Raw genomic sequence first — 11,950 nt, 5'->3', positions numbered from 1 at the left:
TCAAGAACTTCCAACCGGCTCACCGACCCCGCCGACGGGCCGTCTAAATGGACGTCCTTTTTGCTGTCCAATCCCATCTCAAACCTCCGTCCAACCCGGAGGCTTCTTCGCACAGCTATCCCGATCCCGAACCAAGGGCTCCGGCTAAGCGCTTACATACGATCACGATTACCGGGACGAATTTTGACCCAGCGGTTGGCAACAACAAGGTTCTCGTAAATGGGCGCTATGCCCAGGTAAGCTCTGTCAATTCGACCACGTTGACGGCCGTTGTTCCTATTGTCTCGTCCGGCAAGGTAAGTGTTGTCACCCCCGAGGGGGTGGGAGCATCCAGCAGCTATCTTACGATAACGCCGGTGCCATATGCCCCGAGCAATATCGGCTCGGTGGTTGCGTCATCGATTGGAAATTAGGTGACGCTTAACATTGCAGCAGCGGGTCAGTTCGGGCTGATCCAGTTCGATGCGACTGCAGGACGACGGCTCGCGGCTCAAGTGACAGCATCGTCTTTCGGAAGTGCGGTGCAGATATTGGGACCGGACGCCTCGGTGCTTGGATCAACCTCAGCATCGGTGGGATCATTCGCGGATACGGCCGTGATAACTCAAGCCGGAACGTATTCGGTGTTCATCGCTCCAGGAGGTAATTCTCCGACAGGATCGATAACTATCAAACTCGTTGACGTGCCGCCTGATTTGACTGGCGCAATCACTGTGGGCGGTGGCCCCGTGTCGTTGACGACGGCGGGAGCCGGACAGAATGCAAGCCTTACCTTTACCGGGACTGCTAACGAGCGCATTAGCCTGTCTACTCAGGCAAGCGCTTGTAGCTGGACCGTGACCCTTTTGGGGCCGGATAAACGCGGACAGATTTATTCCGGCGGATTCTGCGGCACAGGGACGCTGTTCACGGATGTCTTGGTGTTACCGCAGGCAGGCACATACACGATCCTGTTCGATCCGTCTGGTGCGTTCACGGGGACTGCGACTTTTACGCTATATGATGTGCCGCCAGACTTGACCGGAACACTTACGGCCGGTGGCGGCACGGTTCCGATGACGACGACCGCGCCTGGTCAAAATATGAGTCTGACATTCAGTGGAACGGCTAATCAATCTATTAGCCTCACCACAGAGGCCAGTGGTTTCTCCTGCTGGGACATGAAGGTTCTCCAGCCCGGTGGGACGACGCAATTCTACTCGACCCAATACTGTGGCGGCGGGATGTTCTTTACGGATGTCCTCATATTGCCGTCGTCGGGGACGTACACGATCCTAATCAATCCAAGCAGCTTCCAGACGGGCACACTTAAATTCACGCTATACAACGTGCCCCCAGACGCGACCGGGACGCTGACACCGGGTGGCAGTGCCACAGCAGTAACGACGACTGCGCCCGGCCAAAACATGACTCTCACCTTCAACGGGACAGCCAACCAACGCATTAACCTGACGACCCAAAACAGCGGCTTCTCCTGCTGGGATATGAAGGTGCTGCAGCCGGATGGCACGACGCAGTTCTATTCCACGTCGTATTGTGGCGGCGGTACGTTCTTCACGGACGTCCTGGTATTGCCACTCTCCGGAACGTACACGGTCAAGATCAATCCTGGCAGTTTCCAGGTTGGTACGCTTACGCTTACACTATTCAATGTTCCGCCGGATGCGAGCGCGACGATCTCGCCAGGCGGTAGCGCGGTGTCGCTGACAACAACTGTGCCGGGTCAGAACTTCAGCCTGACGTTTACCGGCGCCGCGAACCAGCGCGTGAGTCTCCTCACGCAACCAAGCGGTTTGTACTGTTGGAACACGACTATCGTGCAGCCTAATGGGACCTCGCAAGTCTACGGCAGGTCGGACTGTGGCTCGGGCACGTTCTTCAGCGATATCCTGGTGCTGCCGGTAGCTGGTACGTACACGATACAACTGAATCCGAGCGGCGTGTACACTGGATCGGTGACGTTCAATTTGTACGACGTGCCGGCGGATGCTAGCGCAACGGTTACGCCAGGCGGCGGCACGGTGTCGTTGACGACGACGGCCCCTGGCCAGAACATCGGGCTAACCTTCGCGGGTGCTGCCAACGAGCGCGTGAGTCTTCTTACGCAAGTGAGCGGCGGTTTGAATTGCTTGACGCTCACGGTATTGCAGCCGAACGGGACGACCCAGGTCTACAACAACAATAATTGCGGATCTTCGTGGTTCACTGATGTTCTCACGCTTCCGGTCGCGGGGACCTATGCAATCGCCCTTAATCCCTCGAGTACAAGCACAGGAACAGCGGCCTTTACGCTCTACGACGTGCCTCAGGACACCGCCGGAACAACGACTATAGGGCAGGTGGCCGCCAACTACGACGTGACAGTTCCCGGACAGGCGATCCAGGTGACGTTCACGGGGACGGCGAGCCAGAGCGTCACGGTGTCGGTTGGCCGGGTCAGCAGCACCCCTTCGGGTGCCTGCTACAACATCACGACGAAGAAGCCGGACGGCAGCACGCTGCGAGGCGATGGCAGCTGCAACAATGGCTACTCGAGCGGCTCGCTGACTCTGCCGACCTCCGGGACATATACGGTCGTGGTCGATCCGACGAGCACGTCGATTGGGACCTTCAGCGTTGGGGTGAGCACGCCATGATCGGAATGACTGCGAAGGGGGATGTTGCTCGGCGGATGAGGTGCATCTTGTTGGCATCGGTCGCTCTGCTAGGTGTTGCGGGTGTCGCTTGCGCCGAGCCGTTGCGCCCGGGCGACAACAAGCCCGATGCTCCGTTACAGGGGCCGGATGGTGTTACCGCACTCTCGGGCCAGATCGTGGATCTCGACGGCCGAGGGCTGCCCGGGGTGGAGCTGAGCGCGGTGGGAGCGAAGACCACCTCTGATGCAAACGGACGGTTCCTGCTCACTTATGTCCGGCCCGGGCCGGGCGTGCTTCATATCGACGGCCGGCGTGCAGGAGCCAAGCGTGATGCCGACCACGGCTTCTATCAGGCGCGGGTGGAGGCAAAGGCAGGGCAAACTACCGTGCTGCCTTACAAGAACTGGCTCCCGCTCATCGATCACAGCCATGACGTGACCTTGAGCGTGCCGACGCGGGGCGAGGTGGTGGTGCGCACGCCTGAAGCTCCCGATCTGGAGCTGCGCATCGATGCGGGCGTCGTGATCCGCGATGTCGATGGGCATGAGGTACGCCGCGTCGGGATCACCGCGGTGCCGGCCGACCGGACGCCGGTGCCGCTACCGGCCAACGCCAACATTCCGACCTTCTTCGTCATCCAGCCCGGAGCGGCATGTCTCTACGACGCCCAGGGCGGCATCGGCACCGCAAGACTGGTGTTCCCCAATTACGACAAGGAGCTGCCGAAGGCCCGCGCGACGCTGTGGCGCTACGAGCCGGATGGCAACGGCTGGGCTCCATACGGGCAGGGCACCGTCAGCAGTGACGGCCGTCAGGTGATTCCGGATGCCGGCGTGGTGCTCACCGACTTCTCCAGTGCCGAATGCGATCCCGCAACGCGCACACGGCAGCCGCCGCCCGAACGTATCACGCACGATCAGATCCGCATGCAGAAGCAGATGCGGACCAAGCAGCAGTGAGTGAAGCCATGCAGATGAGCCGACCGATGACCCTCTCAGGCCTGATGACCCTGTCGACGCGCGTGCTGCTGGCGGCTTTGATTGGCCTCGAGCCTGGACTGATGTCGCTGGCGCAGGCCGCGCCACCTCCCGCCACGGAGCGGATTGTTGCGCCCGTCAACCCGCCGGCGGCTCCGTTCGTCGCGCCGATATCTCCCGCCGAGCTCTCCTCGCGCGATGCGCCGTCCGATCCGGCACCGGAAGGCAGCCTGCCGCTGCGGGTGGCTGCCGATGGTGTGACGGCAATTGCCGGACGCGTGCTGGCGACGGATGGAACGCCGTTGCAGAATGTGACCTTGCGCATGGGCACGGTGCGGGCTCAGACCGACGAACACGGCCTCTATCTGTTGGAGGGGGTCGCTCCGGGCGAAGCTGTGCTGGTGATCGATGGCCGCAAGGCCCGCGAAGCCAACGGATCGGAAGCGATCGACCACGGCATCCACGAGACACGTGTGAAGGTGGAGCAGGGGCGGACCACGGCGGTGCCCTGGGTGAGCTGGCTGCCGCGCATCGACCACGAGCATGAGACGGTGCTTGGCGTGCCGTTGGCAGACGATGCTGTCGCGACGACGCCGAGCGTTCCGGGTCTGGAGCTGCGCATTCCGAAGGGGGCCGTGTTGACTGGGATCGACGGCGAAGCCGTCACGCGTGTCAGCCTGACGGCGATCCCGGTCAACCGGCCTCCGTTCCCGCTGCCACGTCATGTCGAGGTGCCGATCTACTTCACGGCACAGCCGGGAGGTGCGGTGATCAGCAGCACCGATGGTCAATGGCTCGGAATGCAGGTCGTGTATCCCAACTACGGACACGAGCTCCCGAAGGCGCGCGGGACGTTCTGGCGTTACGAGCCCGATGCACTCGGATGGTCGCCTTACGGGGCGGGCTCTGTCACCGCTGATGGCCAGCAGGTGCTGCCCGATCCAGACACCCGCATCTATGCTCTCTCGGGCGCGATGTTCAGCCAAAATAGTCCGCCGCCGCCGCCTTGTAAGAATGTCAACGGACCGTGTCCACCCCCGCCTGCGCCCCAGAAGGCGCCAGCACCGCCTCCTCAGTGCTGCGATCCGGTCGATCTGGCGTCAGGGCTCTTTGTACAAACTGACGTCGATCTTTCGGTAGGTGGTGTGACGGCATTGCAGGTGAGGCGAACCTATCGCCCGGGTGACTACAATCGGCGTGAGTTCGGTGTCGGCATTTCGCTTCTTTATGGCACGAAGCTGTATTCTGCCCACCAGTACCAGGAAGTGGATCTCATCCTGCCGGACGGCGGGTCGGTACACTACACGCGGATCATCGATCCAAACAATCCGACCGACAACAATTGGGTCACGGCGCACTTCATCACCAATACGCCGGGTGCGTTCTATCAATCTCGTATCGACTGGAACGGCAACGGCTGGAATCTGGTCCGTACTGACGGCATGCTCTACGTGTTCGGTGAAAACGCGCCGCTGCAATACATCCAGGACCGGTTTGGTAACAGGATCACGCTGGCGCGTTCCAACGGGATCTCTGGCAATATCACGCAGGTCAGTGGATCGAATGGCCGCTTCATTCGCTTCGCCTACAACGGCAACAACTGCATCACGCAGGCTGTCGACAATATCGGTCGCACGGTCAGCTACGCTTACGATTCTCTCAGCCGTCTTTCGACGGTGACCGATGCCAATGGTGGCATCACGACCTACACTTGGGACAGTGCGAACCGCATCCAATCAATCAAGGATGCCCGCGGCATCACCTACCTGACGAATGTCTACGACACGGCCGACCGGGTCATCTCGCAGACGCTTGCCGACGGTGGAACATACACGCTGGCCTATTCGATTCCCGCAAGTGGCAGTAGCTCGGGCCCGTACTCCGTCACGGTGACGGACCCTGGCGGAAGTCAGCGCAACGCGACGTTCAACGGCGTCGGTTACAGCGTGACCGATACGTTTGCCGTCGGTACGCCGCAGCAATCTACATGGACTTACGTCAGGGATCCGGTGTCGAATTTACCGACATCGATTACCGATCCCCTCGGCCGCCGCACTGATCTTACATACGACGCATCAGGCAACGTGCTGAGCACGACTCGGCTTGCCGGCACATCAAATGCGGTGACGACTAGCAGCACGTACGAGCCGGTCTTTAACCAGCTCACCAGCACCACCGATCCGCTTGGACACATTACAGCGTACCAGCGAAATGCCTTGGGCTTATTGACTGCGGTCACAGATGCAAACGGTAACAGCACGACTTACACGTACAACTCGGCCGGGAGCCCGGTAACTGTGAAAGACCCGCTAAGCAACGTCACGCAACTCGACTACGGCTTGGATGGTGATCTTATTTCGATCACCGACCCGCTCGGCCATGTAACGAAATCCTCCACCGACGGTATTGGTCGACCGGTCCGCACCGCTGATCCCAGTGGCGGCCTCATACAAGCGACGCACGACCCGATCTATGGCGTTTTGCAGGCGGTCGATAGTAACGGGGCTACAGTAACCAATAGCTATACGCCAATTGGCGAGCTCGCCAGCGTTACAGACTCGCGTGGTGGCAAGATCACCTATACTTATGATTCGCTAGCAAGGTTATCAACGCGGACCGATCCCCTCAACGCGGTTTCGAGCGTTACGCAGCGTGACGCCATAGGCAATGTGACGGCGACTAACGACCGCAAGGGGCAGGCGACTTCAACAACTTATGATGCTCTGAATCGGCCAGCGAGCGCAAGCTATGCCGACGGCAGTACGGTGGCTTTTACCTGGGACCTCGGCGGACGCCTGACGCAGGTTGACGATAGTGTGGGCGGGACACTAAGCCGCGTCTACGACGGTCTTGATCGTATCACCAGTGAGACCACCCCACAGGGAACGGTCAGCTACACCTACGACGCAGCTGGACGCAGGCTGACCATGCAAGCGGGCAACCAGCCTCAGGTCTCCTATGGCTACGATAGTGGCAACCGGTTGACAACAATCACCCAAGGCAACACTAGCGTCACATTCACTTACGATGCCGCCAACAGGCGCATTGCGGCGACCTTGCCCGGCGGCATCAGTGCTACCTACACGTGGGATGCGGCCTCGCAGCTCAACGCAATCAGCTATTCCAATGGCTCTACCACATTGGGCGAACTGACTTATGGCTACGATCTCACCGGACATATTATCTCTCGCGGTGGGAGTCTGTTCCAATCGATTCTGCCGGGGGCGGTCACCAGCAGCAGCTATGATCTTGCCAATCGCCTGACTTCCCGCACCGCCGCCGGCATTACGACCGCGCCCATGTTTGACGCTAACGGCAGTTTGACGAGCGATGGAGTGCAAACCTATATTTGGGACGCTCGCAACCGGCTAACAGGTATTGCCGGTGTCGCAGCCTTCACCTATGACACATTCAATCGAAGGCAAAGTGCAACGAAGAATAGCTCCACGACGTCGTTCCTCTACGACGGCTGGGAGGTATCGCAGGAGCAAGAGGGCGGTAGCCCTAGCGCTGATCTCCTGATCGGCTTGGCTTCCGACGAACGGTTGACACGTTCCGGCTCGACGCTTCTCATCGATGGCTTGGGCTCAACCGTCGCGCTTGCCAGGGGAACTTCCGTGCAGACGAGCTACGGTTATGACGCGTATGGCGCGTCGCAAGCAACCGGGGCCGCCTCCAGCAATCCATTCCAGTTCACTGGTCGCGAAAACGACAACACTGGTCTCTACAACTACCGTAACCGATACTACAGTCCGACTTGGGCACGATTTATCTCCGAGGACCCGATCGGTTTAAATGGAGGCGATGTCAACCTGTATCGTTACGTCGGCAACAATCCCGCGCAGCTTCGGGATCCTAGTGGCAACGTTGCTATTGCTGACGACATCGGTATCGGCGCCGGAATTATCGTGGTCGGCGGTGGTTTTCTCCTTTGCCGTGCGATGGGTGGGTGTCAATTCCAGCCGCCCCTGCCTTGTTTCCTGGGGGGCGCTTGCCCCAAACCGCCGCCCCCAAGTGTGCCGAAGCCAGTAGCGCAACCAGGTCCTCCTCCCTGTCCAGCCAACGCCGTTTGCGCGGACAACAATGGCAACAATGACCCCCAAGGCCCGAAGAAGCCGCAATGGCCGGGCGATGACCCGTCGAAGGCTCCGCCGGGCACCACTTGGCGCGGCGCGCCCGGCAGCACACCCGGCGGCGGCAATGGTAACTACTTCAACTCGCAGACTGGAGAAAGCTATCATCCTGATTTGAATCACCCAGATCCGATCGGTCCGCATTGGGATTACAAGGATCCAAACGGCCTCTGGTGGAGGATTATGCCGAACGGTACGATCGTTCCGAAATGAGTACGGTTGCTAGGCCAATCTTGCGTGTGCCGGTCAATGATGAGAGAATACGAATTGAAATGATGGGATCTTGTCCATGGCGCCGCGTGTTACGATAAGCGTCACATCGGGGGGCGCGCTTGAGCTTTGGCTCAATGAGGAGGGACGGGATTTGTTCGTCCAGAAGTTGCGGGCTCTGAATGAAGAAAACGAGCACTTTCACTTGGGCACTTTCGAGGGTGCCGAAGTGCAGCTTGGCAGTCGTGGGTACAGGCCGACTGACAAAGTTATCGATGCGGCGAAGGTCCTCTTTCGCATGGACGAATGGGATATGCAGTACTACCCACATGTTCTTGACGCTGAGAGGTAGGTCATTCCAGAGCGACGGTGAAAGCCGTTCGCGTAAGCCCGCACGTTCCGCTGCGGCCGCATGTCTCTGACCGACTTACGCGGACCGGCGGTCTTGGCGCAAAGCCGCCCACTTTTGCTCAGACCCGATCATATTAGCTGGAGCTTGCTCAAACTTCCCTGTGATGGATTGGAGTGAGAGTTCAAGGTTTTCAAACGGTTAGAACGCGCCGTGTGCACGACATGTGCACCGGGAGATCAAGAAAAATCCCCTTTCGGCAAATTGGGATCTGCTCGCGAAGGCGGGTGAATGCGCGAAGCTCCAAACGGTTGGCGCTTCGGATTCGTCATCCGGCCAGGAAACCTCCGTCAACTGATACAACCGTGCCTGTCGCGTATTGCGAGGCCGGCATGCAGAGGAAGGCAACTGTGCCAGCAATGTCTTCCGGCTGGCCCCAGCGCTTGAACGCGGTGCGGTCGGCGATGCGCTGATAATGCGCAAGGTCAGTGCGGCCGGCGGCGTTGATGGCGGTTTCGATGTAGCCGGGCGCAACGGCATTGACGCGAATGCCTTCTTCGGCCCATTTCAACGCGAGTGCCTTGGTCAGCATCACGACGCCACCCTTGCTGGCGCAATAGGCGGGGATCCGCGGCAGCGCCAGCGTCGCATTCGTCGAGGCGATGTTGACGACCGAGCCCTTCGTCTCCGCGAGCAGCGGGTGGAAGGCCATGCAGGTCCGGAACGTGCCGGTGAGATTGACGTCGATCACCTTCATGAAGGTCTCGATCTCGAACTCCTTGTCGCGCGCCAGTATGCCGGCGCAATTCACCAGCGCGTCCACGCGCTTGTGCTGCCGGGCAAAGGCCGTGACGGCCGCGTCGTCCGTGACGTCGAGCGTGGCGAGCGTGAGACCCGCGCGCGGCTTGAGCAGGGTGCGGGCGAGATCGGCCTCGTTGGCGCCGGTTGCGGTCACGCGCGCGCCGAGGTCGCAGAACTGATTGCTGATCGCAGCGCCAATGTCGCCGGCGCCGCCGATCACGACGGCATGGAAGCCGGACGCGAGGGAGAAATTCGAGGTCATCAGGCGTGTCTCACTTCATGGATTTCGGCGGCGGAGCCGTGGATTCTCGCACCACCAGCGAGAAGTCGATCTCGCGGTGCATGATGGTCTGCTCGCCGGCAAGGCTGCGCACCAGATATTCGCCGGCGCGCTGCCAGGTTTCTCCGGTCGGAACGTGGATCGTGGTCAGGCTGGGTCGCAAATGCCGGCTCCAGTCGAGGTCGTCGAAGCCGACCACCGACAGATCGCGCGGCACGAAGAATCCGTCGCGCTCCGCCTCGAGCAGCACGCCGTAGGCGATGACGTCGTTGCCGCACACCACGGCCGTCGGGCGATCTTTGAGGCTCAGGAGATAGCGCGCCGCCTCGCGCGCGTCATCCAGGGTATAAGGCACCTCGACATGCCATTGCGGGGGAAGCTCGAGGCCATTCTCGGTCAGCGCGCGGCGAAAGCCGGCGACGCGGGCGCTGGCGCGGTCGTTGTTGCGCTGGAGCGCGGAGACGATCCCGATGCGGCGATGGCCGAGCTCGATGACATGCGCGGCCGCGCGATGCGCGGCGGCTTCGTTGTCGGTGCCGACGCAGGGGTAGGGCCGATCGGGCTGGTAGATGCCGACGTTGATGAACGGCACCGCATTGTCCGCGAGCAGTTTTCGCAAGCCGTCGTGATGGCAATCGCCGCGCAGCACGAGGCCGTCGACACCGCGGCTGATCAGATTGCGCGCCTGCTGCAATTCGACGTCGAGATCGTAGCCGCTGGTGGTGAGAAACAGCATGTATCCGACCGAGGACAGATATTGCTGCAGCGAGGCGATGCCGCGCGCGAACATCGTATTGTCGATGGTCGGCACGATTGCGCCAAGAGTGCGCGAACGGCGCGAGGACAGGATGCGCGCCGGCGCATGCGGGATGTAGCCGAGCGCGTCGATGGCCTGCTCGATGCGCGCACGCAAGGACGGGCTCACCGCATCGGGATTGTTGAGAGCGCGCGAGACCGATGCCGTGGACACGCCGGCGCGCGCCGCGACGGCGCGGATGCCTTGTTTTACCGACTTGGCGTTGGTCAGTCTCATCGATGTAACGTTACATCTCACATAACGAGCCGCATACTAGCGGAATGATGCAAATTTGGCGTAGATCGTGCAGTTTGTCCACCGCTTGACACGATCGATGCGAGGTCTATTTTGTAACCGTTTTCAGATGGTGGTTCAGATCTGTCAAAATGGCCCGCCAGCTTAAGGCGGCCAGCCGGGAGGAGAGTTCAATGAAGGCCAGGATGCTCGCGACGCACGTCGCGTTGCCCGTTCTCGCGATAGCCGCGATCAGTGCGCAGGCGAACGCGGCCGATTTCGACTGGACGAAATTCAAGGGCAAGACCGTCACCTTTCTCGCCAACAACAACCCGGTGGCGCAGGCGCTGCTGACCTACAAGGCCGATTTCGAGAAGCTGACCGGCATGACCCTGAAGGTCGACGGCTATCAGGAACAGCAGATGCGCCAGCGTCTGGTCACGGTCATGAATGCGAACAGCGACGAGGTCGACGTGTTCATGACGCTGCCCTCGCGCGAGGGCGAGCAGTTCGCCGCCGCCGGCTGGTATGGCGATCTCACCGCGATGGCCAAGAACGAGATCGCCAAGGACTACGATCCGGCCGGGCTGAGCCAGGCCCTGCTGAAGGCTGCGACCTTCGGCGGCAAGCTCACCAGCATGCCGATGAACCTCGAAGGGCCGATCTTCTATTACCGCACCGACATCTTCAAGAAGTGCGGCCTCGAGGCGCCGAAGACCATCAAGGAGGTCGAGGCCGCCGCCGAGAAGATCAAGGCTTGCGACAGCACGGTCACGCCGTTCGTCTCGCGCGGCCTCAAGCCGGCGGTCGCCTACACCTTCAGCAACATGCTGCACAATATCGGCGGCAGCTACATCGCGAGCGGCAAGTCGAACCTCTGCTCGGCCAAGGGCAAGGAGGCGCTCGACACCTATAGTCGGCTGCTGCGCGATTTCGGGCCGCCCGGCGTCGTCAATTACAGCTTCCAGCAGATTTCCGCGCTTTACCGCAGCGGCCGCGCCGCGATGGCGTTCGAGTCGTCCAACGAATTGCGCACCGTGATGGAAGGCGGCGCGCGGTTGAAGGACACCGGCCTGCTGCCGTTCCCGGCGGGCGAGGCCGGCCAGGTGCCGACCACGATCGGCTGGGGCATGGCGGTGTCCTCGCACAGCAAGCAGCCGGATGCGGCCTGGTATTTCGTGCAATGGGCGACCAGCCCCGAGGTGCAGAAGAAGATGGCGCTCCAGGGCATTGCTCCGCCGCGTCCGTCCGTCGCCAACGATCCCGAATATCGCAAGTGGATCGACGAAGAGCCGGTCCGCAAGGAGTGGCAGGCCGCGCTCGACGTGCTCGCCACCAAGGGCTCGTCCGAGGTCGGCTATCCCATCGTCGCCAATCCGCAATCGCGCGAGTTCATCGGGCAGGCGGTGCAGGATCTGATCCTGAAGCAGAAGACCGTCGATCAGGCTTGCGCGGATGCCGACAAGGCGCTGGATGCGCTGATCGCGCTGAACTGACCGCCCGATGCCGGCTGGCTCGCGGCCTGCCGGCATCT

At 61.0% G+C, this 11,950-nt stretch carries 6 protein-coding genes; 4 read left to right on the top strand and 2 right to left on the bottom strand.

Annotated elements, in window-relative coordinates:
• Positions 1 to 413: 413 nt before the first annotated feature.
• From IVB12_RS03245 to IVB12_RS03235, 3 genes are read left to right on the top strand one after another with little or no spacing between them, the layout of a single operon-like run.
• Positions 414 to 2,636, top strand: coding sequence for a hypothetical protein (locus tag IVB12_RS03245; RefSeq protein WP_247295600.1), 2,223 nt, complete (start codon positions 414 to 416; stop codon positions 2,634 to 2,636).
• Positions 2,637 to 2,683: 47 nt separating this feature from the next.
• On the top strand, positions 2,684 to 3,595 hold the full coding sequence (locus IVB12_RS03240) for a carboxypeptidase-like regulatory domain-containing protein (protein ID WP_247295597.1): 912 nt from the start codon (positions 2,684 to 2,686) through the stop codon (positions 3,593 to 3,595).
• Entirely contained in the window at positions 3,592 to 7,959 is a 4,368-nt protein-coding gene (locus IVB12_RS03235; RefSeq protein ID WP_247295595.1) for an RHS repeat-associated core domain-containing protein, read from the top strand. Before IVB12_RS03240 ends, IVB12_RS03235 begins: the two co-directional genes overlap by 4 nt.
• A 674-nt stretch (positions 7,960 to 8,633) precedes the next feature.
• Here IVB12_RS03235 and IVB12_RS03230 read toward each other — a convergent pair.
• On the bottom strand, positions 8,634 to 9,368 hold the full coding sequence (locus tag IVB12_RS03230) for an SDR family oxidoreductase (protein WP_247295593.1): 735 nt from the start codon (positions 9,366 to 9,368) through the stop codon (positions 8,634 to 8,636).
• 10 nt (positions 9,369 to 9,378) lie between these two features.
• On the bottom strand, positions 9,379 to 10,419 hold the full coding sequence (locus IVB12_RS03225; protein WP_247295588.1) for a LacI family DNA-binding transcriptional regulator: 1,041 nt from the start codon (positions 10,417 to 10,419) through the stop codon (positions 9,379 to 9,381).
• A gap of 191 nt (positions 10,420 to 10,610) precedes the next feature.
• Here IVB12_RS03225 and IVB12_RS03220 point away from each other — a divergent pair, with 191 nt between their 5' ends.
• Positions 10,611 to 11,912: a sugar ABC transporter substrate-binding protein gene (locus tag IVB12_RS03220; RefSeq protein WP_247295586.1), complete on the top strand. Its 1,302-nt coding sequence runs from the start codon at positions 10,611 to 10,613 to the stop codon at positions 11,910 to 11,912.
• The last annotated feature ends 38 nt before the right edge of the window (positions 11,913 to 11,950 follow it).

The organism is Bradyrhizobium sp. 179 (genome assembly GCF_023073535.1).
In the GTDB taxonomy this organism is placed as follows: domain Bacteria; phylum Pseudomonadota; class Alphaproteobacteria; order Rhizobiales; family Xanthobacteraceae; genus Bradyrhizobium.
This window is presented reverse-complemented; position numbering and strand designations above follow the sequence as displayed.

What these genes read in the sequence shown, in the direction of transcription:
- IVB12_RS03230 (WP_247295593.1), bottom strand. Translation starts at nt 9,368, where the DNA reads ATGACCTCGAATTTCTCCCTCGCGTCCGGCTTCCATGCCGTCGTGATC.
- IVB12_RS03225 (WP_247295588.1), bottom strand. Translation starts at nt 10,419, where the DNA reads ATGAGACTGACCAACGCCAAGTCGGTAAAACAAGGCATCCGCGCCGTC.
- IVB12_RS03220 (WP_247295586.1), top strand. Translation starts at nt 10,611, where the DNA reads ATGAAGGCCAGGATGCTCGCGACGCACGTCGCGTTGCCCGTTCTCGCG.